This is a genomic window from Pseudothioclava arenosa (assembly GCF_002358085.1).
GTDB classification, from domain to species: domain Bacteria; phylum Pseudomonadota; class Alphaproteobacteria; order Rhodobacterales; family Rhodobacteraceae; genus Pseudothioclava; species Pseudothioclava arenosa.
In genome coordinates, this window is the sequence record NZ_NTJD01000003.1 from 145702 (window position 1) to 168049 (window position 22348).

Consider the following 22348-nt stretch of genomic DNA (forward strand, 5'->3'; position numbering starts at 1 on the left):
TCCGGGGTGTCTCTCTTATTTCGATACGGCGTAAGCGTCGGTATAGCCGAGCGACTGAACTTTTTTCAGCAGCGCGGCGCGGTCGGGGCTCGAGGCGGCGGGGCCGGCAAGGACACGCCAGAAGGTCTTGCCCTTGCTTTCCTCTTTCTTGATCGTGGCGATGATGCCTTCCTTGGACATCTGTGCGACCACGCCCTTGGCATTGGCCTCGACAGAGAAAATCCCGAGTTGGACATACATCTTGTCGGAGGTCACCTTGGGCGCGCTCGGCTTGGTGGTCGTCGCGGCGGCAGGAGCGGCCTCGACGGGCGCAGGCTTGGGGGCCTCGGCGGTTTTGCCGGGCTTCGGCAGCGGCCGGGTTTCGATCTCGCTCAGCGCTTTGTCTGCGGCGGCGGTCACGGCGTCGATATTACCGCTTTCGATCGGCTCGGGCTCGGCCAGTACCATGCCCTCGACCAGCGGTTCGGGTTCGGGCGGGGCGATCTCGACGGTCTCGCGGCGCAGCGCTACCACTTCAAGCGTGCTCGGCGCGCCGGCCAGAACGCCAAGCGCCTCGGCGGCATCCGACGAGATCTGCAGTTTCGGGCCGGGGTTGTCGCGTTCGCGCCGGAACAGCGCGCCGATCACCGACTGGCCGTTGGCGGGGTTGCGGATCATCACGCGCTCGGGGTCTTTCACGCTCGGATGCGCGACCCAGACCCCGCCCAGCGAGGGACGCCCGTCCCACAGGCCGTCTTCGTTGACCGAGAACACCTCGGGGGCCTCGACATCGCGTTCGATGACTTCACCGGCGCGTTCGGCGGCGGCACTTTCCTCACCCGCGGGCTTGCCCTTGAGCAGCGAAAACCCTTCGCCGTCCTGACAGGCCGAGAGCGCGGTGACGCTCGTCAGGGCCAGCAAAAGCCCACCTGTGCGGATCAACGACTTGCCGAAACGTTCTGCCATGTTGCCCCTTCCCTGCGCGGGTGCGCCCCGCGTCTGACCTGCCCGGGCGGCCCGCGGCCACCTTTGCGACAAATTATTACCGCGTGACGCCGCGCAAGGAAAGCGCCCGCTGCCCGCGTGGCGGAAATCAGCGCGCCCGAGGCTTTCAGAATCGCGTGAACTGGTCTAGCCCTGCCCGCGTCGGAGGAGTGGCAGAGTGGTTTAATGCACCGGTCTTGAAAACTTGTGCAGGAGTATTGTGGAAGGGTGGCAGAGTGGTCGATTGCAGCGGTCTTGAAAACCGCCGATGCGCAAGCATCCGTGGGTTCGAATCCCACCCCTTCCGCCAATAAAAACAGCCACTTAACAATAGTTCACGCCTCTCGCCGCTACTCCGCTACAAGCTTGCTACATGCTGGCGGTTCAGGGTGGCGGGATTCGGTCAGTGCGGTTAGCATGTAGCGGATTTGTAGCTGGTGCCGGCGGCATCCATTGACGGTCGGGAGTCGATTCATTGAACTTGGAACAAATTAAGGCGTGCCTACAGGCTGCTGGACTCGAGATTATTCAGGAGTCCGACCTAGCCAATGGGACCGGAACCCAACTCAGGTTGCAAAGTGGAGCTATCGTCAACAGCTATCACACCGGCAAGTTCAACGTTCAGGGCAAGAACCAAGATCCAGTCAAGGAATGTTTGGGTGTGCCTGCACCGCAAGCTGTTGCAGTGAATGGCGGTGCCGCAGTGGCGAAACCGGTCTTGAGCAAGGTGTTCGTCGTCTACGGGCATGACAATGCTGCCCGAACTGAGCTGGAAGCCATGCTCCGCCGGTGGAAGCTGGAACCGCTGATTTTGGACCAGCTTCCGTCCGAAGGACAGACCATCATCGAGAAGCTTGAAACAACCATCGCAGGAGTGAATTTTGCTGTGGTGTTGGCTACACCAGACGATGAAGGTCATCGGGCAGGGCACGAGGATGAGAAGGCTTATCGCGCTCGGCAAAACGTTGTCATGGAACTTGGCATGATGCTCACCCTGCTCGGACGAAAAAGGGTGGCGATCTTGATGAAGCAGCAGGACAATATGGAACGCCCCTCCGACATTCAGGGGCTGATCTACATCCCCTATAAGGACAACCTCCAAAAGGAAGCTGGGCTTCTGCTCGCTAAGGAGATGCAGGCGCAGGGCTACCCAATTTCACTCGCCAACGTCTAGTCTGACGGGGAAGCGCCCTGCACCGTCTTCGGCACAGGGCGCCTGCCGGTTCGCACAGCAAGGAGAAGCCGTGTTCGACTGGTTCCGTTTGTTTTACGTCCGACGGTTTCCTATGGGACGCGCGGTTGGCGAGACCGCGTGCCGCTGCTTGTGCCATCTCCTGACGCAGCGGCTAAGGGTTTCGACGTGACCCCTCGGGTGGGGTCTTGCACCCGTTGCACATCCTCACCCTGACCACATCGTCAGAGAAGAATGGCGTCGAGCACTTCATGCACACGCGCCAGCCGACCATGCGGACGATGCGGGGCGGGTTGTGGTCATGGTCGCGCACGGCTTCGCGCCGCACCCCTCCATCCCACTTCCATTGCTGAGGTTCCTCCATACCGAGGTAATTGAGCTTCGGGGCACAGGGGTCGCGTGTGGGTGCTGCCTTGCGCTTGGGGGTGCTATCCCCTTGGCACACCCCGGCCAGCCGCTGTGCGCTCGGCTGTGCCGCGGCTTGGGACGGTGCACGCCCCTCGCGCCATGCCACCAGCCATGTGGGTTCGTCAGTCAGCACAAGCCTTCCTCTTCCCACCGACGCAGGCACCGCAGCACGCCGCCGTCACCGCTCTCACCGAGCATGTCGATCCGGTCCAGCGAACCGGCTTCCGCTTCGGCGCGGATTCCCGATGCGCGGCGTCGCGGCGCTGGATCGGCAAGGCAATGCGTTCCATCTTCATGGCTCACACCTCCCCGTGGCGGCTGTCGAGCCATTGCCGCAGGTCGCGCTCGCGCCAGCCAACGGCGCGCTTGCCAAGCCGCAGGGGCTTCGGGAACGACCCTTCGGCCATCATCGCGTAAAGCGTCGAGCGCGAGAGCCCCACCATCTGTTCCACATCGGGGCGACGGAAAATGCGTTCATTCATCGGGCAAACCTTTCCTGTTCCCGCGCCAAGCCCATTTGAGCGCGGGGTGTTTCTGGCAGTACTGAGAAGGGGAAGGGCCACGCCTGAAGTCCCGCCGCCCGGGGTGCTCACACCCCGTCCGACACGCGCCGCCTACCGCCGATAAGCACCGCGCAAGGCCCACAAAGCACAGGTGATTCCGATGTGTCAAAGGGCCGGGCGGGGAGGCATAAACCGTAGCTTTATCAGAGTATTGGTGGCGGCTGTGTGGGGTCTAGGCTAGGAAAATCAAGAAAATCGAGGGGGGCTTTGAAATCTAAGGGCTGGCGAGGTTGAGAGTATGCCGGATTGCTGTTTAGTATATTGATATTAATAAGGAAAATAAAATTCAGCGTTGGTGTCCTGCGGGAGAATTTTTTGCCAGCTAATTAAGTGAGGCGGTTCGGTGACGCTTAGCCAAGCGATGATCGCGAGAGCAGGAAGGGGGCCTAGCTGAAGCTTGGGTTCGTAGTGCCTATTGCCGAGAGAGCGGAAGTCCGGCTTCGGCCCGAAGCCGACGTTCATGGGCAATGCGGCAAGAGCTGGTGGGCTATGCGAACGCAACATTCCAGACGTAGCGCGGCCCCTGTCGCCTCTGCCGTAAAGCAAACATTTGTCACGCATGACAGAGTGCGCAGATTGCTCGGCTCGCCCCGGCCCGGGGGGCCTGTGAAAAGCGAAACGGCAGGGAATTCCCCCTGCCGCTCCACCTCCCGGTGCGTGGTTCGACGAACACAGATCGGCCCGACGTGGAGCCCTATCGCGCTCAGTCGCCGCACCGGGAATACCCACCGCCGAGGCGGTGAAAGCCACTACTCCTGAATCCCCTGCGGCAGCGCGCGCCGCCGGTCCGGGGATATCTCGGTCACGAGGCTCTGGAAGAATTCGTCCCAGCCGAGGCCCGGATTTTCCTCCCGAGGGGGCGCCTTGTGCGCCCCGTGGGTCTTGCCCGAAGGCATCTTGTCGGCAGGCATGCTTGGCCCTCCGTAACATCCCGGAGAGAACCCCCGGGAATATCGTCTGATGGCAAGTCGCACCGCTCAGCCGCGCGTTTTCGCCTTTGCGGGTGGCGCGGCGGATACCGCTCCAGTCCCTTCGTGCGCGATGCGGGCCGCGCGCAGTTGCGCAGTCAGATCTGCGCGGGTCTCGGCCTCGGTCTCGCGGATCAGCTTGACGGCGGCATCGGTGCGCTCCTGCGCCGTGCACGGCGCCTGAGCAAGTTCGCGGAAGAAACCGCTGGTCTTGTCCTTGCGGGGCATGACGCCTCCTTGATCAAGTGATCCGGCCATTGCGGCCGGATCCCGGATCGATCCGATCAGGCGACTTTCAGATCGCAAGCGGATTCACGGCCGTCGCGGCCGGATTCGACTTCGTAGGTGACGGGTTGGCCGTCATTGAGCTGCGCGATACCCGCGCGCTCGAGGGCCGAGATATGGACAAAAATGTCCCGCCCGCCGTTTTTCGGTTCGATGAAGCCGAAGCCTTTGGTGGTGTTGAACCATTTCACGGTGCCATTGGCCATCGTGAGATCTCCTCAAATAAATACCGCCCGCAAGATGCGGCGGCTTGGCCCAGTCAATTCAAAAAGGCAGACTGAAGCCGAAGAAGGAGACAGATGCAGTTGGGAACAACGTAGCTCGCCCTCCCTATACGGTTTATCGGCCTTTGGCAAAGGAAAAGGCCCGTCACTGGATTTTCGCACCGATGACCGGCCTCGCCCGAGCCTTTTACGCGGCTCAGTCGATCTGATCGGTCCAGACCTCGAAGCCGCTCAGTGTGTTCATACCGAAGGAATGGATCAGCGGCACATCGGCCGCATCGCGCCCCCGGGCGACCAGTACGCGGCCGATGCGCGGCACGTTATTGCGCGGGTCGAATACCCACCAGCGGCCACCTAGCCAGACCTCCATCCAGGCCGCGAAATCGCCCGGCGGATAAGGCGGCGGCATGCCGATGTCGCCCAGATACCCGGTGCAATACCGCGCGGGAATGTTCATGCAGCGGCAAAAGGCGATCGCTAGGTGCGCGTAATCGCGGCACACGCCCTGAGCCTCGGCATAGGCCTGCGCGGCACTGCGTGTCGACCGCGCGGCGAGGTAGTCGAAGCGGATGTGCCCATGCACGAAATCGCAGATCGCCTGCACCCGGTCGTGACCAGGCGGGGTATGCTCGAACAGACGCCACGCGGCGTCGGAAAGCACGTCCGTCTCGCAGTAGCGGCTGCCCAGAAGGAAAGCGAGCGTCTCGTCGGGTAAGGTCTCGACCGGGCTCTGCCCGCCTTTTGGGGGTTGCGCGTCCGGCAGGCCGCTGTCGCCGATCACCCCCTCGGTACCGATGCTGAAGTCACCCGCCGGCGCGACCAGGCGCGTACACCAGTTGCCGAACCCGTCGCGATAGGCGTTCATTGGTACTGGCGGCCAGGTTCGCACATGGTCGGGAAATTCCAGATCGCCCACGCGCGAGAAATGCACGTTCAGCAGGGCGATCATCGGGGTCGGCTGCGGCAGGCTCAGATTGAACCGGCAACCAAGCTTGATCCGGATGTTATTGACCGTCATAGAAGACCTCGCCAATCAGGCAGGCGAAGAAGGCACAGTCGGGGCTGATCGCGGCCAGCCTCATTGCTTCTTGCGATCGAAACGGGACCATGCCTTGCGCAGCTCGGCCCCCTCGGGCGCGTAAGAGGGGTCGAAGATCGACTTGCGCACCGGCGGGTGCGGGGATTCGGGCTTCTGCGAGGTTACGGTGGTGGAACGCGCAGCCTCTGCGGGCGCGCGGTCTTCAGTTTCTGGCGATGTCATCTTGCTGCTTCCTTTTCTGGCAACACGTCCACTCAGGGTCTGATGACGCGTCGCACGGACGGAGGGCGCCGTCGCGATCAGGCCTTCGGCCTGCAGGTCCGCGGGATCGGATGGGCCGGGTGAACTGCCCGGCTCTCAGATCGGCGCCACGGCGCCCGCGGAGGTCGGCTTCCGCCCCGGGATGAACACTGCAGTTCCTCACTATATGGGCAAACCCCGCTCGATTGCGAGCCCTCGCTCCGCAAAGCTGGCGCGCGACGGCGCGAATGGTCCTTCCGCACGTTCCATGCGACTGGATTTTCAGAATAATCTCCTTTGGCAGTAAAGGGTTGCCGGAACCGCGCGGCAGGAACGCTTTATTTTCTCGCAGTTCGAGTAGTGAGCCCTTATTTCAGTCGTGCATGTTTTCTTCTCGGACCCTGTTCCTTCCGGCTCAGCGAGCGCCAAGCCGCACCTCCATCAGGCCGCTCTCCGCCCTTCGTGCCGGCTAGCCAGTCTGAGAACTGGTTCTTGGGACGAAGGTCCGCTTATCGAATTGTGCAACGGTAGCTGTGCAATCGCGGCGAACTTCCGGAATCCGCCCTCTCCCCCTCAGGCCCCCAGGAAAGTCGCCCAGTTTGCCATCATGTCGCGCCGTCGCTCGACCAGGTCGGAACGTCGGTAGGCGCGCTCGACGGTGCTGCCGACGTGGTGGGCGAGGGCGAGTTCGGCGATGATGTGGTCGTAGCCTTGCTCGGCGGCCCAATCCCGAAAGGTCGAGCGCAGCCCGTGCGGCACGGCGGGGCGCCCGGATTGCGGATCAAGAAACCGGGGCGCGCCTGCCTTCAGCGCGGCCTCGTCCATCCGGCGCATCACCGACGACAGGGCCATGTCCGAAAGCGGCCCGCCCTTGGGCGAGAAGAAGACCAGATCATTCTTAAGGAGCCGTGGCAGGGTTTCGAGCAGCCCAAGCGCCGGATCGCTCAGGGTCACGCGATGTTCGCGCCCGGCCTTCATCCGCTCGGCGGGAATGATCCAGAGGCGCTTATCAAGGTCGAGCTCGTCCCAACGCATCCCGCGCACCTCGCCCGAGCGCGCGGCGGTGAGGCACAGGAAGCGCAGCGCCAGCGCGCTCATGCCGTCCATCCCGCACAGGCGCTGCCAGAAGGCCGGGGCGTCCGAGAGGTTGACCGCCGCCTGGTGGTGTTTGGTGGCGACCTTGCTCGGCTTCGGCAGCACCTCGGAGAGGTTGCCCTTCCAGCGCGCCGGGTTCGCCTCGATCCGATAGCCCGCCACCGCCGCCCAGGACAGAACGGCCTCGATGCGCTGGCGCAGGCGGCTTGCGGTTTCGGTCTTGGTGGTCCAGATCGGCTGCAGCACCGCCAGCATGTCGTTCAGCGTCAGGGTCTCGACATCGCGCGCGCCGATGATCGGCGTCGCGTAGCTGTCGAGCGTCGCCCGCCATTGTTTGCGGTGTTTCTCGTTCCTGAATTCGGCCAGCTTGTGGGCGAGGTAACGCTCGATCGCCTCGGCAAAGGTCAGCCCGGGCTTGCGGTTGCGCCGCTCCTCGATCGGGTCCTTGCCCTCGTAGGCCATGCGCTTGTTGAGCAGCGCCTGCTCGCGGGCCATCGCCAGCGTCACGACCGGGGGCGCGCCCAGCCCCGCCTCGCGCAGCTTGCCGTTGATGGTAAATCGCTGGATCCAGTTCTTCCGGCCATCGGGTTTTACCCGTAGCCTGAGCCCGGTCCCGGTCTTGTCGGAATAGCTGCCGGGTTGCTTGATGTTCTTGACGAATGTCGCCGTCAGCTTGCCGTTCAAAAAACTCTCCGCCCAACTCGGGTGTTCCCTCAATTGTTCCCCCATTGAGTGCAGGATTTAGCCGGATCGCGCAAGAATCATTCGGAACGAAGATTTAGATAAGTGGCTTATTTACTTGGGAAAACAGGAAGCTGTCGGAGGCCCTCGGAGGGAAGTTTGTTTTTCTTCGTCTCCGCCAGACCGACCCTCTTGCTCTCCCCCATTCAGCCTTTGAGGCGCGTAGCCGATCGTCGATCCGCTCGGCGCGGTCGCGAAGCGGCTCTCATGCAGCCCGGAGTGGAGGTGGCGAGAGTCTGGCGAATGGCACGCTCGCGCGCTTCCGGGAGGGCGGCTTCGGCAGGGCGCCGGCGATCCTCAGGCGATGCGCAAGGATCAAGCGAAAGGCCATCGCATATTGGCGCTTGCAGTAACGTAAGCTCGCCGCCTAACATCACGCCCAAGACGAAGCCTGCACTCCGCTAATCTGCGCCGCGAGCTGAGCCGAATGTCCTGGCGACGGGCAGCGCGGTCTTTGAGTGGCTAAGGAACAGTGTCATTGTCCTAGCGGAAACGTGTCAGAATTGGTCTGCCAGCATTCCGCGAAGGCTTGCGTCTTTCGCGTGATCTGTATACTAATGCATACCGAAACGGCCACACCCCAGCCGCCATGTCAATCAGCTATTGGGAGCGCAAATGAGTCTCTATGCCCGTTACCTCGAAGAGATCGAAACCCGCAAGGCGCAGGGCCTTAGCCCCAAGCCGATCGACGACGGCGCCCTGACGGCCGAGATCGTCGCGCAGATCCGCGATGCCGCGCATCCGCACCGCGCCGATTCGCTGCAGTATTTCATCTACAACACCCTGCCTGGCACCACGGCCGCCGCGGATGTGAAGGCGGAGTTCCTGAAAGAGATCGTGCTTGGTCAGGTGGTGGTTCCGGAAATCACCCCCGCTTTCGCGCTGGAACTGCTGTCGCACATGAAGGGCGGGCCCTCGGTGCGCGTGCTGCTCGATGTGGCGCTTGGCGACGACAAGGCGATCGCCGAACAGGCCGCCGAGGTCCTCAAGACCCAGGTCTTCCTCTATGATGCCGACACCGACCGTCTGAAGGCCGCGCATGCCGCGGGCAACGCGATCGCGACCGACATCCTGCAAAGCTATGCGAACGCCGAGTTCTTCACCAGCCTGCCCGACGTCGAGGACGAGATCGAAATCGTCACCTTCATCGCGGCCGAGGGCGATATCTCGACCGACCTGCTGTCGCCCGGCAACCAGGCGCACTCGCGCGCCGACCGCGAACTGCACGGTCTGTGCATGTGCGACGAGGCCGCGCAGCAGACGATCCGCGATCTGAAGATCCAGCATCCCGGCAAGCGCATCATGATGATCGCCGAAAAGGGCACCATGGGCGTGGGTTCGAGCCGGATGTCGGGCGTGAACAACGTCGCGCTCTGGACCGGCAAGCAAGCCAGCCCCTATGTGCCCTTCGTCAACATCGCCCCGGTGGTCGCCGGCACCAACGGCATCTCGCCGATCTTCGCGACCACGGTTGACGTGACCGGCGGGATCGGGGTCAACCTCAAGAACTGGGTCAAGAAGACCGATGCGGATGGCAAGGCGATCCTGAACAACGACGGCAACCCGATCCTCGAGCAGAAATTCTCGGTGACCACCGGTACCGTGCTCAAGATCGACACCAAGAAGAAGAAGCTTCTCAGCGAGGACGGCGAAGAACTGGCCGATCTGTCCAGCTCCTTCACGCCGCAGAAGGTCGAGTTCATGAAGGCCGGTGGCTCCTATGCCATCGTCTTCGGCAAGAAGCTGCAGACCGTCGCGGCCGAGATCCTCGGTGTCGAGGCGCCCGTGGTGTTCGCCCCCTCGAAAGAGATCTCGATCCCTGGTCAGGGCCTGACCGCGGTTGAAAAGATCTTTAACGCCAATGCCCGCGGCGTCGCGCCCGGCAAGGTGCTGCATGCCGGTTCGGACGTGCGTGTGCGCGTCAATATCGTCGGCTCGCAGGACACCACCGGTCCGATGACCGCGCAGGAACTCGAGGCGATGGCCGCCACCGTGATCTCGCCGCTGGTTGATGGCGCCTATCAGTCGGGTTGCCACACCGCCTCGGTCTGGGACAAGAAGGCGCAGGACAACATTCCGAAGCTGATGTCCTTCATGAACAGCTTCGGCCTTGTCACCGCGCGCGACCCCAAGGGCGAGTATCACGCGATGACCGACGTGATCCACAAGGTTCTCAACGACATCACCGTGGATGACTGGGCGATCATCATCGGCGGCGACAGCCATACGCGCATGTCCAAGGGCGTGGCCTTTGGTGCGGACTCGGGCACCGTGGCGCTGGCGCTTGCGACCGCCGAGGCCGAGATGCCGATCCCGGAATCGGTCAAGGTCACCTTCAAGGGCAAGATGGCCGATCACATGGACTTCCGCGACGTGGTCCACGCGACCCAGGCGCAGATGCTCAAGCAATGCGGCGATAACGTCTTCCAGGGGCGCGTGATCGAGGTCCATATCGGCACGCTGATGGCCGACCAGGCCTTCACCTTCACCGACTGGAGCGCCGAGATGAAGGCGAAGGCGGCGATCTGCATCTCGGAAGACGAGACGCTGATCAAGTCGCTGGAACTGGCGAAATCGCGCATCCAGATCATGATCGACAAGGGCATGGAGCAGCGCAGCGGCATGCTCGCCAAGCTGATCGCACTTGCGGACAAGCGCATCGCGCAGATCCGCTCGGGCGAGAAACCGGCTCTGGCACCCGATGCCAACGCGAAATATTTCGCCGAGGTGGTGGTCGATCTCGACATCATCGACGAGCCGATGATCGCCGACCCCGACGTGAACAACGCCGATGTCTCGAAGCGCTACACCCACGACACGATCCGCCCGATCTCGTATTACGCGGCGGAGAAGAAAGTGGATCTGGGCTTCGTGGGCTCGTGCATGGTGCACAAGGGCGACATCAAGATCGTCGCGCAGATGCTCAAGAACCTCGAGGAGCAGACCGGGCATGTCGAGTTCAAGGCGCCGCTCGTGGTGGCTGCGCCGACCTACAACATCATCGACGAGCTGAAGGAAGAAGGCGACTGGGAGATCCTCGAGAAATACTCGGGCTTCGAGTTCGACGACATGTTCCCGAAAGCCAAGGCGCGCACCGAGTACGAGAATATCCTCTATCTCGAGCGTCCCGGCTGCAACCTGTGCATGGGTAACCAGGAAAAGGCCGAAAAGGGCGATACGGTGCTGGCCACCTCGACCCGCCTGTTCCAGGGCCGCGTCGTGGCCGACAGCGAGACCAAGAAGGGCGAGTCGCTCCTGGCCTCGACGCCGGTTGTCGTGCTCTCGGCGATCCTCGGGCGCACGCCCACGCTGAGCGAGTACAAGGACGCAGTGAAGGGCATCGACCTGACCAAATTCGCGCCGCCGATGCAGGTGCCGCTCGACAGCAAATCGGTCCACTTCTAAGGCTTCGCGCCGAACAAAAGGAACGGCCCGCGCAATGCGCGGGCCGTTTTGTTTCCTGGCGGCCTGACATGCTTTCGGGAAGGCGCTCGGTCGCGCACCAGAAAAGCCTTGAGGTCGCCCGGATTCCGCGACAGGAAGAGGGCGATTTTCGGCGTTCGGAATTTCGGGAGGGGCGTATGTCCGGGCAAGACCAGGCGAAGCAGGGCAGCCCAGCGGTGGGGTTTAGCATGACCCCGGCGCAGGAATGGCGCGACCGGCTGGCGCGGCCGCTGGCGCAAACCGTTCTGCCGTTCTTTCGCCGCTATCCCTATCGCGGCCCTTGCAGTCTGTTTCACCTGAACCTGCGCGGGGCGTTCTCGCCCACCGATCGGTTTTTCTACAACCGTATCCCGAAGGCCGCGAACACCACGATTTCGAAGCTGCTGGCCAAGCATTCCGACTATCAGCGGCCCTGGGGCAGCCGGGGCGACAAGGGGCGCATGTTGCGCCCGGCGCATATGTCGCGCGCGCAGGTGGAGGCGCTGGCCTCGGGCGAGGTGTTCCGTTTCCTGATCGTGCGCGACCCTTACGCGCGGGTGCTCTCGGCCTATCAGGACAAGTTCCTGCGCAAGAGGCGGCAGGTCGATCGCTATGGCGCGATGATGGAGAGTGCGCCGGGCGAGGTGCCCAGTTTCGCCGCGTTCTGCCGCTTTCTCGATCGCGGCGGCGTCTGGCGTGATGCGCATTGGGCGCCGCAAAGCGCGCTGATGCTGTTGCCGCTGGATGCGTATGACCTGATCGGTCGGGTCGAAACTCTCGATCAGGACATGGCGACGCTGGTGCAGAGGATCTGGGGGATCGCCCCCGAACCGGTCGAGTTTGCCGGCACGCGCACCGGCGCCTCGAAGGCGGTCGAGCAGGCCTATGACGACGAAAGCCGCGCCATCGTGGCGCGGCTTTACCGGGATGATTTCGAGCTCTTCAGCTATCAGGCCTGAGCGGGCTCAGCCCTTCTTGCCCTTGTAGGGCTTGCCGGCTTTAGCCGGGCCTTTCGGGGCGTATTTCGCCTTGGGTTTGGCGCCGTCGCGAGGCTCCCAGCCGCCTTTGCGGGCGGGCTTGGCGAATTTGTCACCAGAAGGCTTGTCGGCGCGGTCGCCCTTGTAGGCGGGTTTCGTGGGGCGTTCCGAAAAATCACCCTCGGGGCGCGGCTTGCGCGGGCCCTTGGGGGCGGGTTTGTCGCCATGGGGCTTGTCGCCGTAGGATTTCTCGCCAAAGGACTTGCCACCGAAGGACTTGCCCGGCTTACCGCCGAATTTCGGCTTGAAGCCCGGTTTGCGCCCGGCGCCGGGGCGGCCGGTTCCGGCATTGCGCACCTCTTCGGGCACGCCTTCCAGCAGCGTCAGCCTCAGGCCCGGCGCGATTTCGCCCGTGGGCCCGAGGGCTTCGAGGAAATGGTCGAGCACATTGGCCGAAACCTCGACAAAGCTCTCGTCGTCGAAGATGCGGATCGCTCCGATCTCGTTGCGGGTGATGCCGCCGGCCTCGCAGACTTTGGGCATCAGCCATTTCGGGCTGGCCTTCGAGATGCGCCCGATCGGGATCGAGAACCAGCGGCTGGGGCCGAAGCCCGCGCCGGGGGCGACGCGCGGTGCGATGGATTCAAGCTCTTCGGGGGCCGAGCGTTGGCCACGCCAGAGCCGCATCATCGCGAGTGCGAGCTGTTCGGGGCTGCGTTGTGCCAAGAGCGCGGCGAGCGTCGCGGTTTCGGTCTCGGCGGCAGGCTCGGCCCAGACCGGATCGGCCAGAAGGCGGGCCTCGTCGCGCGCCAGAACCGCCTCGGCCGAGGGGCCGGGTTCCCATTCAGCGGTGACCTTGGCAGCGCGCAGCATGCGCTCTGCGCGGTTGCGCGCGCGCGGCGGCACGATCAGCGCCGAGATCCCCTTGCGGCCCGCGCGACCGGTGCGGCCCGAGCGGTGCAGGAGTGCTTCTTCGCTTTGCGGCAGTTCCGCGTGGATCACGAGGTCGAGGTTGGGCAGGTCGATGCCGCGCGCGGCGACATCGGTGGCCACGCAGATCCGGGCGCGCCCGTCGCGCATCGCCTGCAGCGCGTGGCTGCGCTCGGATTGCGTCAGTTCACCCGAGAGCGAAACCACCGCAAAGCCGCGGTTGGTCAGGCGGGTGACAAGGCGAGCCACGGCGGCGCGGGTATTGGCGAAGACGATCGCGTTCGGCGGTTCATGGAAGCGCAGAAGGTTGGTGATCGCGTTTTCTTCGTCATGGTCGGCGACCATCACCGCGCGATAGTCGATATCGGTGTGCTGGCTCGTGCCCGATTGCGTCGAGATGCGCTGCGCGTCACGCTGGTAGCGTTTGGCGAGGCGGGCGATCTCGGGCGAAACGGTGGCCGAGAACAGGAGCGTCTGGCGGCTTTCGGGCGAGGCTTCGAGGATGGTTTCGAGGTCGTCGCGGAAGCCGAGGTCGAGCATCTCGTCGGCCTCGTCCAGCACGACGGCGCGCAGTTGCGACAGGTCGATCGCGCCACGACGCAGGTGGTCGCAGAGCCGCCCCGGCGTCGCGACGACGATATGCGCGCCGCGTTCCAGCGCGCGACGCTCGGCGCGGGCATCCATACCGCCCACGCAAGAGGCCAGCACCGCGCCCGTCTCTTTATAGAGCCAGGTCAGTTCGTGGCGGACCTGCAGCGCCAGTTCGCGCGTCGGCGCGATCACCAGTGCCAGCGGTGCGCCGGCGTAGCCGAAGGACTCTGCCTCGCCCAGCAGGGTCGGCGCGATCGCGAGGCCGAAGCTCACCGTCTTGCCCGAGCCGGTCTGGGCCGAGACCAGAAGGTCCGCGCCTTCGAGGCCGGGTTCTGTCACGGCCTCCTGCACGGCGGTCAGGTTGGTATAGCCACGAGCAGAGAGCGCGGCGGAGAGGGTCTGTTTCACGAAAGAAATCCGATCGAGGGGGCGCGGGGGAGGCGCAAGGTTGAGGCGGAAGATCTGGAGCGCGCCGGGATTGGCGCGTGCTCCGCCTCGCCAAGAAAGCCCGCCTCCTATACCTTGCGGGCCTTCAGGTAAAGTAAAGAATGCAAGGCCCGCGCCGCGTCACCACGCGAAACGGCGGCGCGCGAAGAGAGCGGCGGCAAGGGTGACGGTGGCGATGGCGAGCCCATACCAGAACACGAAGAAGGCCGGGTTGTCTTGCGTGCAAAACAGCGAATAGCCCGTCGCCGCGCCCGAGGCCGAGGCCAGCCCGGCCAGCGCCGCCGAAACACCGGGCGCGGGCGAGGCGCCGCGAGCGAAGATCCGCGTGGCCACCAGCGCGGGCGCGATCGACAGAACCAGAATTGAGCCAGCGCATTCGACGATGAAAAACGGCGTGTATTCGGCGATCCAGCCTGCGGGCGGCAGGGTGACGCCCGCCAACACCAGAAGCCCCAGTGCCGCCAGAGCGGGCAGGGCCAGCAGGCGCAGGGGCGCGCGCGCCTCGGCCTCGGGGCGGGTCAGGCGCATCAGGGCGGCCAGCGACAGCCCGAAGGCCAGCGCTGGCAGGAGCGTTTTCAGCGCGACAACAGGGTTTTCCAGCGCCGCCATCAGCCCCGGGCGCGTTCCCGCCAGCAACAGGAACAGCGCCACCGGCACCAGCACGGCGGCCAGGAACTGCGCCGCCATCCGACCGCGGTTCAGCGGCGCGGGGGCAGGGGCGCCCGCCATCCGGGCAATCAGCTCCTCGGTGTTCATCGCAGCTCTCTCCTTCCGAGCCCTTCCAGTTTCTTCATCGCCCGGTGCAGCCGCACCCGCAGCGTGCCCTCGCTGATCGAGAGCTGTTCGGCGACGCCCGCCGGGCTTTCCTCGCGCAGCTTCAGCGCGCGCACGATTTCGGCCGCCTCCGGGTCGAGCTGGCCAAGCATCGCCTCGACCTCTTCGGCGGCCTCACGCGCGGCCAGCGCCGCCTCGTGGCCCGCATCGACGACCATCTCGGCCTCGTCGCCCAGCGTCTGCGCCGCCTCGTGGCCAATCCGGCGGAAGGCGTCGATCACCTTGTGGCGGGTGATCGCGAAGAGCCAGGGCCGGATCGGGCGATCCTCGGACCATGTGTGGCGCTTGGCGTGGATCGCCAGTAGGACCTCTTGCACGATGTCCTCGCGCGCTGCCTCCGAGAGGGCGGCGCCGCGCGCCCGGACAATCCCGCGCAGGACGGGCGTGACGGCATGGAGGAACCGGGCATAGGCCTGCCCGTCCCCGCCGTTCGCCGCCTGCATCCAGCCGGCCCAAAGGCTTTCCGTGTCGCTCATCTTTCCCTGCAATACGTGAATGCGAGGGCATTGTTACACGGGTTCCGCGAAATTTTCTTGAAAACCCGCATGCGCCGCGCGCGTGAGGGCTGCGATCACGTTGCGATCACCGATGCGTGAACGCTGTAACGGCGCGGGGGGCGGGCGCGAATTGGCTTGCGAGGACCCGCTGAGGTCACTCGTAACACCAAACCGACAGAGGAGAATTTCATGTCGATCCTGACCAAGACCCTGCCGCTCACCGCTTCGCTTGCCGCCGCCCTGACGCTTGCCGCTGCCCAGACCGCCCATGCCGATGAGGCGATGGAAAAGTGCTATGGCGTGGCGATGGCCGGCCAGAACGATTGCGCGGCCGGTCCGGGCACCACCTGCGCGGGCACCTCGACCAAGGACTACCAGGGCAATGCCTGGAAATTCGTGCCCGCTGGCACCTGCGAAGGCATCGAGACGCCGATGGGCATGGGCTCGCTCGAGCCGATCAAGATGTGATGCCGGCCGGGGCGCGGGTTGATCTCGCGCCCCGGTTTTTCGCCGTTTGCCGAACAGGAGCCGTCCGATGACCCGCCTTCCCGCCGATGCAGGCCTTGGGTTCAAGCCCGAGCATTTCGCCGATATCCGCGCCAGCCGCCCCGATCTGGGGTTCTTTGAGGTCCATGCCGAGAATTACATGGGCGCGGGGGGCGCGCCGCATGCGATGCTGGCGGCCTTGCGGGCCGATTACGCGCTGTCGCTGCATGGGGTGGGGCTGTCGATCGGGGGCGCGCGCGGGCTTGATCCGGCGCATCTGGCGCGGCTGCGCGCGCTGATCGAGCGCTACCAGCCCGAGAGTTTCTCCGAACATCTGGCCTGGTCGAGTCATGGCGCCGACTACCTGAACGACCTGCTGCCCTTGCCCTACACGCCCGAGACGCTGGCGCTGGTCTGTGACCACGTCGATCAGGTGCAAGAGGCTCTGGGCGTGCGGATGTTGCTCGAGAACCCCTCGACCTATGTGCTCTTTGAGCAAAGCACGATCCCCGAGACCGAGTTTCTGGACGAAGTGGCGCGGCGCACGGGCTGCGGGCTGTTGCTGGATGTGAACAATGTCTTTGTGTCCTGCGTCAATCACCGCACCGACCCGCGCGCCTATCTGGCGGCGTTCCCGCTTGCGCATGTGGCCGAGATCCATCTGGGTGGCCATGCCGAAGAAGAGCTGCCCTCGGGGCCCCTGCTGATCGACAGTCATGGCGCCGAGGTGGCCGATCCGGTCTGGGCGCTTTACGCCGAGGTAATCGCGCGGACCGGGCCTCTGCCGAGCCTGATAGAATGGGATAATGACGTGCCCGCCTTCCCGGTTCTGCTGGCGGAAGCCCGGCGCGCGCAGGCGATCTTGCGGGCGGTGGGGGAAGGGGAGCGGACCAATGCCGTCGCATGAGACCTTCCTGTCCGCGTTTCGCAGCGGCATTTTCGGCGCGGGCCTGCCTGTAGGCGTGACCGCGCGCAATCCCGACGAGGCCGAGCGCCGCTTTGCGGTCTATCGCAACAACGTGCTCCATTCGCTGACCGAGGCGCTGGCGGCACGGTTTCCGGTGGTTGCGCGGCTGGTCGGCGCTGAGTTTTTCGCCGCCATGGCGCGGGTCTTTGCCGAGGCGCACCCGCCGGAAAGCCCGATGCTCTTTGACTGGGGCGGGGCGTTCCCGGGGTTTCTGGAGGAATTTCCGCCGGTTGCGGGGCTGCCTTACCTGCCCGATGTGGCACGGCTCGAACGCGCGCGCGGGCGGGCCTATCACGCGGCGGATGCCGAACCCCTGCCGCCCGCAGCACTGGCCGAAGCGGCCGGGCGCGCCGACCGCATCGCGCTGGGCCTGCACCCGTCGGTCGCCTTGATTACGTCCGGCCATGCGATCCATGCGATCTGGGCGGGCAACCAGCCCGGCGTGACGCCGGGGCCGATCTCTGATCGCCCCGAGACGGTTCTGGTGCTGCGCGACCGAACGCTGGAGGTGCCGGTCTGGCGCCTTGGCCCGGGCGAGGCGGCGTTCTGCGCGGCGCTTCTGGCGCGTCGGCCGCTTTTGGCTGCGGCCGAGGCGGCGCTGACCACCGATCCGCAATTTGCCCCGCAAGAGCTGCTGGCACGGCTTCAGCGCGCGGGCGCCCTGATTTCGATAGAGGAGGACGCGCAATGATGACCCTGATCCGAAAGCTGGATGCGATGCTGGGGCGGCTGCCCTGGGATTTGGCGGCGCTGGCGCTGCGCGTCTTTCCGGCCTGGGTGTTCCACGCCTCGGGGCGCACCAAGATCGAGGGGGGCTCGATCAAGGACAGCACCTATTTCCTGTTCCGCCACGAATATAACCTGCCGGTCATTCCACCCGAGCTGGCGGCGGTGATGGCGACAGCGGCCGAGCTGACGCTGCCGATCTTTCTGGTCGTGGGGCTGTTCACGCGGTTTGCGGCGCTGGCGCTTCTGGCGATGACGACGGTCATTCAGGTTTTCGTCTATCCCGATGCCTGGCCGACGCATGGGCTCTGGGCGGCCTGTTTCCTCGCGCTGATTGCGGCCGGGCCGGGGCAGATTTCGCTGGATTGGCGGCTGGGGCTGGGTCGCTAAAGCTGTCGTGCGTGCGAGTGTCGGCGTGTCCCGCAGCGTTCGGGGCGCGCCTTTTTCATGGCAATCGGCTTGCTCCTGCGGGCGGAAGCCGCCATCAAGGGGCAAGAGACGTCAGACCAAGAGGCCGCCATGAAGAGCTTTCCGATGTTCATCCGCACCACCGGGCGGCGCGTGGTGATTGCGGGCGGCGGCGAGCAGGCGGCGCAGAAATCGCGGCTGATCGCGCGCACCGATGCCCAGATCGTGCTGGCCGCGCCCGCGCTTGACGACGAGCTGGAGGCTTTGGTGGCGGCGGGGCGCGCGCGCCCCCACACCGGCCCGATCACGCCCGCGCTGTTCGAAGGCGCCGCGATGGCCTTTATCGCCAGCGGCTGCCCGGGCGTCGATTCCTGCCTGCAGGTGCTGGCGGCGGCGGCGCGCTGCCCGGTCAATGTGGTCGACCGCCCCGATCTGTGCGACATTACCACGCCTTCGCTGGTCGATCGTGACCCAGTGGTGGTGGCCATCGGCACCGAGGGCGCGGCGCCGGTGCTGGCGCGCCAGATCAAGACCGGGCTGGAAACGGTTCTGGCGCCGGATCTGGGCGGGTTGGCGGCGCTGGCGCGCGATCTGCGCGGGGCGGTGGCGGCGCGGGTCGAAAAAGACGCGCGCCGCGCCTTTTGGGCCTGGGTTTTCGCCGAGGCGCCGCGCAAGGCCTGGGAGCGGGGCGATCAGGCCGGGGGGCGCGCGCTGATCGAGGCGGCGATTGCGGCGGGCGGTGCGCCCGACCGGGCGCAGGCCGGCGCGATCGCCTTTGTCGGCGCGGGGCCGGGGCCGCGCGATCTGGTCACGCTGCGCGCGGTGGCGCGCCTGCAAGAGGCCGATGCGATTTTCCACGCGCCCGAAGTCAGCGCTGAGGTGCTGGAGCTGGCGCGCCGCGATGCCGAGCGGGAACTGGCCGCGCCGGGCGATGCGGCGGCGGCGCTGGAGGCTGCGAGCGAGGGCGCGCAGGTCGTGCGGCTCGTGCCGGGCGATGTCGAGGCGCTCTGCGCCGCCGAGATCGCGGCGGCGCGGGCGGCGGGCATTGCCGTGGAAATCGTGCCGGGGCTTGGTTAACCGATCACGGTGACGGGCGCGGGCAGGGGGTATTCCTCAAGGTTCGCGCTGGCGCCTATTCGGTCGATCACCGCGAACAGCCCGGGCTCGGACAGGGGCGTCAGCACGCCGTGCCAGGTGCCGCGATGGAGGTTGATCGCCTGCGCCCCGTTCGTCAGGAACGCGCGCGGCGCACCGGGGCGCCCGTCCGCATCGGGCGCGACGATCACCAGAAACGGATCGGCCGTCATCGGGATGAACGCCTGGCTGCCCTCGGGGTGGCGTTCGAGCAGATCGCAGAGATAAGGCAGGGCGCGCGCCTCGGCCTTGAAGATCGAGATCCCTGCGCGGCCCCCGGTCTCGGTCCCGAAATCAAGCCGCGCGCGGTTGTGAAACCGCCCGCAGAGCCCTTGGTTGATGATCTTGTCGGGGGCGCCGGTGGCGTCCAGCACATCGCCGAAAGGGGCGAAGGCGGCAGCACTCAGCGGTTCGGCCTTGATCTGCATCGCGCCTCCGATCAGCCCGGAAAGGGCGAGCCCAGCTTCGGATGGCGGTTCACATCCTTGTAGAGCAGGTAGCGGAACGGCCGCCGCCCCGCCGCGTAGCAGGCCTGAGGGCAGAACGCGCGCAGCCACATGAAATCGCCCTCTTCGACCTCGATCCAGTCCTGATTGAGCAGGTAGACGCCGCGCCCTTGCAGCACGTAGATGCCATGCTCCATCACATGGGTTTCGGCGAAGGGAATGGTGCCGCCGGGCATGAAGGTGACGATATTCACATGCATGTCGTGGCGCAGGTCGGTTGGATCGACAAAGCGCGAGGTCGCCCAGTAACCAGCGGTATTGGGCATTTCGACGGGCGGTTTCTCGGTGTCGCGGGTGACGAAGCTTTCGGGCGCCTCAAGCCCCGGCGCGCGTTCGTAACGCTTGCGGACCCAAACGAAGGTGGCGGGCGTGTCGCCGTCATTGGCCACAGACCACGCGGCCCCGGGCGCAAGATAGGCGTAGCTGCCAGGTTCCAGCTGATGCGCGCGCGCGCCGATCACCAGTCGCAGGTGGCCCGCCAGCATGAACAGGACGCCTTCGCCCTCGGCGTCGGGTTCCGGGGTTTCGGCACCGCCGCCCGGGCTGACCTCGACGATCAGCTGCGCGAAGGTTTCGGCAAAACCCGAGAGCGGGCGGGCGAGAACCCAGGCGCGGGTGTTTTCCCAGCCGGGCAGGAAGGAAGTGACGATATCCGACAGCACGCCGCGCGGGATCACCGCGTAGGAATTGGTGAAATGCGCGCGTTCGCGGGCGCGGGTGTTCTGGTCGGGCAGGCCGCCGGTGGGGGCGTAATAGGTGTAGTCCATCACAGATCCATTGCAGAAAGCCGGTGCCAGGCGATCCGTTCGACTTGCCGGCAGGCCTCGGCGAACTCGGCCTCGCGGCTGTTCTCAAGGCGGTGGTGGAAGGCGTGCAGGATCGAGGCCTTGGTATTGTCTTTCACGGCGATGATGAAAGGGAAACCGAATTTCTCGGTGTAGCGGGCGTTCAGCGCCTCGAATTCGGCGCGTTCGGCATCGGTCAGCGCGTCGAGCCCGGCCGAGGCCTGCTCGGCGGTGCTGTCGGCGGTCAGCCGTTTTGCCTGCGCGAGCTTGCCCGCCAGATCGGGGTGCGCGGTCAGCACGCCGAGGCGCTCGACCGCGCTGGCGCTGCGGAAGATGCGCGCGAGCGCCGAGGCCATGCCTTCGAGGCTGTCATGCGCGGGGCCGAGTTCCAGCGCATGGGCACGCTCGGCGATCCAGGGCGAATGTTCGTAGATCGCGCCGAAGGCCTCGATGAACCGCGCCTGCGCCATCTGACTCGGGCGTTCGCGGCGGCGATGCGGATGGGTTTCGGCCCAATGCGCGGCGATCTGACCGCGGGTGGCGAACCAGACGCCTTCGTGCCCGCGCGCGTAATCGAGGAAGCGTTTCAGCCCCGCAAGCTTGCCGGGCCGCCCGATCAGCCGGCAATGCAGCCCGATCGAGAACATCTTGGGCGCGCCCGCCAGCCCCTCGGCGTAAAGCGTGTCGAATGTGTCGCGCAGATAGGTAAAGAACTGCTCGCCCTCGATATAGCCCGGCGCGGTGGCAAAGCGCATGTCATTGGCTTCGAGCGTGTAGGGGATGACCAGCTGATCGCGGGGTCCGACCTCGCGCCAATAGGGCAGGTCGTCATCGTAAGTGTCTGAAATCCAGTCGAAACCGCCCTCTTCGGCGGTCAGGCGCACGGTGTTCTCCGAGCACCGCCCGGTATACCAGCCGCGCGGGCGCGCGCCGGTCACCTCGGTGTGCAGCCGGATCGCCTCGGCGATCTGGGCGCGCTCCTCGGCCTCGGGCATGTCGCGGTGCTCGACCCATTTCAGCCCGTGGCTGGCGATCTCCCAGCCGGCCGATTGCATCGCGGCGACCTGCTCGGGGCTGCGTGCGAGCGCGGTGGCGACGCCGTAGATCGTGACCGGCAGGTTCATCCCGGTGAACAGCCGGTGCAGGCGCCAGAACCCCGCACGCGCGCCGTATTCATAGATCGATTCCATGTTCCAGTGGCGCTGGCCGGGCCAGGGCGCGGCGCCCGCAATGTCCGACAGGAAGGCTTCGGAACCGGCATCGCCATGCAGGACGCAATTCTCGCCGCCTTCTTCGTAATTCAGCACCAGCGAAATCGCGACGCGCGCGGCGCCGGGCCAGCGCGGATCGGGAGGGGTTGCGCCATAGCCGCGCATGTCTCGGGGGTAGCGGGTCATCTGTGTCTCCAAGCTTGGGGGAATGAAAGGCGCAAATTCGGGGGTTTGCAAGATCGACGCGGCGGGCGCATAGTCCGGCGCAAAAGGAGGCGCCTCATGTCCGGCTATCTGACGACCCATGTTCTCGACACCGCCAAGGGGGTTCCGGCTGCCGGGCTGCGGATCGTGCTGTTTGACCTGAACGGGGACGCGCCGCGCCAGATCGCCGACTGTGTGACCAATGAAGACGGGCGCACCGATGGCCCGATTCTGCCCGCAGAGCGCTTTGCCGTTGGGGTTTACGAGCTGGTCTTTCATGCGGGCGACTACCTGCGCGCAAGTGGTCAGGCGGGCGACGCGCCGCTGTTCCTTGACGCGGTGCCGATCCGCTTCGGCATCTCGGACGGGGCGGCGCATTACCACGTGCCGCTCCTGCTTTCGCCCTTCGGCTACTCGACCTATCGCGGCAGCTGAGCGCGCAATAATTTTGCGCCTGCCGCGTTGCGAGGCGTGAATGCTGCAAATTTAGGCGCCTGACGGGGC

General features: G+C 65.4%; 24 protein-coding genes and 1 tRNA gene. 10 read left to right on the forward strand and 15 right to left on the reverse strand.

The features are described 5' to 3' along the window. Positions 1-15: 15 nt before the first annotated feature. Positions 16-945 (reverse strand): SPOR domain-containing protein, encoded by a 930-nt coding sequence (locus tag CLN94_RS04960; RefSeq protein WP_096431778.1) that lies wholly within the window; start codon positions 943-945, stop codon positions 16-18. A 240-nt stretch (positions 946-1185) separates the two neighbouring features. Here CLN94_RS04960 and CLN94_RS04965 point away from each other — a divergent pair. Together CLN94_RS04965 and CLN94_RS13930 are read left to right on the forward strand one after the other, a co-directional pair. Further along, positions 1186-1273, forward strand: a tRNA-Ser gene (locus CLN94_RS04965). Positions 1274-1438: 165 nt separating this feature from the next. Further along, the gene (locus CLN94_RS13930; RefSeq protein WP_179300233.1) at positions 1439-2137 is read left to right on the forward strand and encodes a TIR domain-containing protein; all 699 of its coding nucleotides are present in this window, start codon (positions 1439-1441) and stop codon (positions 2135-2137) included. A gap of 552 nt (positions 2138-2689) precedes the next feature. On the opposite strand, the gene CLN94_RS13935 is transcribed toward CLN94_RS13930, so the two are convergent. The 8 genes from CLN94_RS13935 to CLN94_RS05005 all read right to left on the reverse strand — a co-directional run bounded on the left by CLN94_RS13935 (position 2690) and on the right by CLN94_RS05005 (position 7661). After that, positions 2690-2866: a hypothetical protein gene (locus CLN94_RS13935; protein WP_179300234.1), complete on the reverse strand. Its 177-nt coding sequence runs from the start codon at positions 2864-2866 to the stop codon at positions 2690-2692. After that, positions 2863-3045, reverse strand: a complete 183-nt coding sequence (locus CLN94_RS04975; RefSeq protein ID WP_096431780.1) for a helix-turn-helix transcriptional regulator — start codon at positions 3043-3045, stop codon at positions 2863-2865. Before CLN94_RS04975 ends, CLN94_RS13935 begins: the two co-directional genes overlap by 4 nt. A gap of 830 nt (positions 3046-3875) precedes the next feature. Continuing rightward, positions 3876-4037 carry a hypothetical protein gene (locus CLN94_RS13940; protein WP_179300235.1) on the reverse strand — a complete coding sequence of 54 codons (162 nt, stop codon included), beginning with the start codon at positions 4035-4037 and terminating at the stop codon, positions 3876-3878. Positions 4038-4103: 66 nt separating this feature from the next. Continuing rightward, positions 4104-4322: a hypothetical protein gene (locus tag CLN94_RS04985; protein WP_096431784.1), complete on the reverse strand. Its 219-nt coding sequence runs from the start codon at positions 4320-4322 to the stop codon at positions 4104-4106. Between the two features lie 56 nt (positions 4323-4378). Further along, entirely contained in the window at positions 4379-4585 is a 207-nt protein-coding gene (locus tag CLN94_RS04990; protein ID WP_096431786.1) for a cold-shock protein, read from the reverse strand. A gap of 214 nt (positions 4586-4799) precedes the next feature. Beyond that, positions 4800-5606, reverse strand: coding sequence for a transglutaminase-like domain-containing protein (locus CLN94_RS04995; protein ID WP_425439443.1), 807 nt, complete (start codon positions 5604-5606; stop codon positions 4800-4802). 75 nt (positions 5607-5681) lie between these two features. Continuing rightward, entirely contained in the window at positions 5682-5864 is a 183-nt protein-coding gene (locus CLN94_RS05000) for a hypothetical protein (RefSeq protein ID WP_096431788.1), read from the reverse strand. 591 nt (positions 5865-6455) lie between these two features. Next, entirely contained in the window at positions 6456-7661 is a 1206-nt protein-coding gene (locus CLN94_RS05005; RefSeq protein WP_245845101.1) for a tyrosine-type recombinase/integrase, read from the reverse strand. A 672-nt stretch (positions 7662-8333) separates the two neighbouring features. Between CLN94_RS05005 and CLN94_RS05010 the strand changes: the two genes are divergently transcribed. Together CLN94_RS05010 and CLN94_RS05015 are read left to right on the forward strand one after the other, a co-directional pair. Continuing rightward, entirely contained in the window at positions 8334-11123 is a 2790-nt protein-coding gene (locus CLN94_RS05010) for a bifunctional aconitate hydratase 2/2-methylisocitrate dehydratase (protein WP_096431792.1), read from the forward strand. Positions 11124-11299: 176 nt separating this feature from the next. Then, positions 11300-12100 (forward strand): sulfotransferase family protein, encoded by an 801-nt coding sequence (locus tag CLN94_RS05015; RefSeq protein WP_179300236.1) that lies wholly within the window; start codon positions 11300-11302, stop codon positions 12098-12100. Between the two features lie 6 nt (positions 12101-12106). Here the strand turns inward: CLN94_RS05015 and CLN94_RS05020 are convergent, their stop codons facing one another. The 3 genes from CLN94_RS05020 to CLN94_RS05030 all read right to left on the reverse strand — a co-directional run bounded on the left by CLN94_RS05020 (position 12107) and on the right by CLN94_RS05030 (position 15396). Beyond that, on the reverse strand, positions 12107-14047 hold the full coding sequence (locus CLN94_RS05020; protein WP_096431796.1) for a DEAD/DEAH box helicase: 1941 nt from the start codon (positions 14045-14047) through the stop codon (positions 12107-12109). A gap of 159 nt (positions 14048-14206) precedes the next feature. Beyond that, positions 14207-14842, reverse strand: a complete 636-nt coding sequence (locus CLN94_RS05025) for an NrsF family protein (protein WP_096431798.1) — start codon at positions 14840-14842, stop codon at positions 14207-14209. Then, positions 14839-15396, reverse strand: coding sequence for a sigma-70 family RNA polymerase sigma factor (locus tag CLN94_RS05030; protein ID WP_096431800.1), 558 nt, complete (start codon positions 15394-15396; stop codon positions 14839-14841). Before CLN94_RS05030 ends, CLN94_RS05025 begins: the two co-directional genes overlap by 4 nt. A gap of 210 nt (positions 15397-15606) precedes the next feature. On the opposite strand from CLN94_RS05030, the gene CLN94_RS05035 reads away from it, so the two are divergent. The 5 genes from CLN94_RS05035 to CLN94_RS05055 all read left to right on the forward strand — a co-directional run bounded on the left by CLN94_RS05035 (position 15607) and on the right by CLN94_RS05055 (position 19081). Next, positions 15607-15885 (forward strand): BufA1 family periplasmic bufferin-type metallophore, encoded by a 279-nt coding sequence (locus CLN94_RS05035; protein WP_096431802.1) that lies wholly within the window; start codon positions 15607-15609, stop codon positions 15883-15885. 67 nt (positions 15886-15952) lie between these two features. Further along, positions 15953-16810: an MNIO family bufferin maturase gene (gene bufB / locus CLN94_RS05040; protein ID WP_096431804.1), complete on the forward strand. Its 858-nt coding sequence runs from the start codon at positions 15953-15955 to the stop codon at positions 16808-16810. Then, complete coding sequence (locus tag CLN94_RS05045) at positions 16797-17561, forward strand: HvfC/BufC N-terminal domain-containing protein (protein WP_179300237.1); 765 nt, start codon at positions 16797-16799, stop codon at positions 17559-17561. Before bufB ends, CLN94_RS05045 begins: the two co-directional genes overlap by 14 nt. Beyond that, a complete protein-coding gene (locus tag CLN94_RS05050) occupies positions 17558-17986 on the forward strand; it encodes a DoxX family protein (protein WP_096431810.1) in 429 nt (142 codons plus the stop codon). Before CLN94_RS05045 ends, CLN94_RS05050 begins: the two co-directional genes overlap by 4 nt. 129 nt (positions 17987-18115) lie before the next feature. Continuing rightward, positions 18116-19081, forward strand: coding sequence for an NAD(P)-dependent oxidoreductase (locus CLN94_RS05055; protein WP_096432209.1), 966 nt, complete (start codon positions 18116-18118; stop codon positions 19079-19081). Here the strand turns inward: CLN94_RS05055 and CLN94_RS05060 are convergent. The 3 genes from CLN94_RS05060 to puuE are packed head-to-tail and all read right to left on the reverse strand — an operon-like array spanning position 19078 to position 21826. Continuing rightward, entirely contained in the window at positions 19078-19566 is a 489-nt protein-coding gene (locus CLN94_RS05060; protein ID WP_096431812.1) for an ureidoglycolate lyase, read from the reverse strand. The genes CLN94_RS05055 and CLN94_RS05060 overlap by 4 nt on opposite strands. Before the next feature lie 11 nt (positions 19567-19577). Beyond that, entirely contained in the window at positions 19578-20411 is an 834-nt protein-coding gene (locus CLN94_RS05065) for a bifunctional allantoicase/(S)-ureidoglycine aminohydrolase (protein ID WP_096431814.1), read from the reverse strand. Further along, positions 20411-21826 (reverse strand): allantoinase PuuE, encoded by a 1416-nt coding sequence (gene puuE / locus CLN94_RS05070; RefSeq protein ID WP_096431816.1) that lies wholly within the window; start codon positions 21824-21826, stop codon positions 20411-20413. The genes CLN94_RS05065 and puuE overlap by 1 nt, the downstream gene beginning before the upstream one ends. A gap of 96 nt (positions 21827-21922) precedes the next feature. Between puuE and uraH the strand changes: the two genes are divergently transcribed. After that, positions 21923-22279, forward strand: coding sequence for a hydroxyisourate hydrolase (gene uraH, locus CLN94_RS05075; RefSeq protein WP_096431818.1), 357 nt, complete (start codon positions 21923-21925; stop codon positions 22277-22279). Positions 22280-22348: the final 69 nt, after the last annotated feature.

Excerpts from the sequence above, each read along its gene's own strand:
- CLN94_RS04960 (WP_096431778.1), bottom strand. The coding sequence starts at position 945 with ATGGCAGAACGTTTCGGCAAGTCGTTGATCCGCACAGGTGGGCTTTTG.
- CLN94_RS04975 (WP_096431780.1), bottom strand. The coding sequence starts at position 3,045 with ATGAATGAACGCATTTTCCGTCGCCCCGATGTGGAACAGATGGTGGGG.
- CLN94_RS13940 (WP_179300235.1), bottom strand. The coding sequence starts at position 4,037 with ATGCCTGCCGACAAGATGCCTTCGGGCAAGACCCACGGGGCGCACAAG.
- CLN94_RS04985 (WP_096431784.1), bottom strand. The coding sequence starts at position 4,322 with ATGCCCCGCAAGGACAAGACCAGCGGTTTCTTCCGCGAACTTGCTCAG.
- CLN94_RS04990 (WP_096431786.1), bottom strand. The coding sequence starts at position 4,585 with ATGGCCAATGGCACCGTGAAATGGTTCAACACCACCAAAGGCTTCGGC.
- CLN94_RS05000 (WP_096431788.1), bottom strand. The coding sequence starts at position 5,864 with ATGACATCGCCAGAAACTGAAGACCGCGCGCCCGCAGAGGCTGCGCGT.
- CLN94_RS05010 (WP_096431792.1), top strand. The coding sequence starts at position 8,334 with ATGAGTCTCTATGCCCGTTACCTCGAAGAGATCGAAACCCGCAAGGCG.
- CLN94_RS05015 (WP_179300236.1), top strand. The coding sequence starts at position 11,300 with ATGTCCGGGCAAGACCAGGCGAAGCAGGGCAGCCCAGCGGTGGGGTTT.
- CLN94_RS05025 (WP_096431798.1), bottom strand. The coding sequence starts at position 14,842 with ATGAACACCGAGGAGCTGATTGCCCGGATGGCGGGCGCCCCTGCCCCC.
- CLN94_RS05030 (WP_096431800.1), bottom strand. The coding sequence starts at position 15,396 with ATGAGCGACACGGAAAGCCTTTGGGCCGGCTGGATGCAGGCGGCGAAC.
- CLN94_RS05035 (WP_096431802.1), top strand. The coding sequence starts at position 15,607 with ATGTCGATCCTGACCAAGACCCTGCCGCTCACCGCTTCGCTTGCCGCC.
- bufB (WP_096431804.1), top strand. The coding sequence starts at position 15,953 with ATGACCCGCCTTCCCGCCGATGCAGGCCTTGGGTTCAAGCCCGAGCAT.
- CLN94_RS05045 (WP_179300237.1), top strand. The coding sequence starts at position 16,797 with ATGCCGTCGCATGAGACCTTCCTGTCCGCGTTTCGCAGCGGCATTTTC.
- CLN94_RS05050 (WP_096431810.1), top strand. The coding sequence starts at position 17,558 with ATGATGACCCTGATCCGAAAGCTGGATGCGATGCTGGGGCGGCTGCCC.
- CLN94_RS05055 (WP_096432209.1), top strand. The coding sequence starts at position 18,116 with ATGAAGAGCTTTCCGATGTTCATCCGCACCACCGGGCGGCGCGTGGTG.
- CLN94_RS05060 (WP_096431812.1), bottom strand. The coding sequence starts at position 19,566 with ATGCAGATCAAGGCCGAACCGCTGAGTGCTGCCGCCTTCGCCCCTTTC.
- CLN94_RS05065 (WP_096431814.1), bottom strand. The coding sequence starts at position 20,411 with ATGGACTACACCTATTACGCCCCCACCGGCGGCCTGCCCGACCAGAAC.
- puuE (WP_096431816.1), bottom strand. The coding sequence starts at position 21,826 with ATGACCCGCTACCCCCGAGACATGCGCGGCTATGGCGCAACCCCTCCC.
- uraH (WP_096431818.1), top strand. The coding sequence starts at position 21,923 with ATGTCCGGCTATCTGACGACCCATGTTCTCGACACCGCCAAGGGGGTT.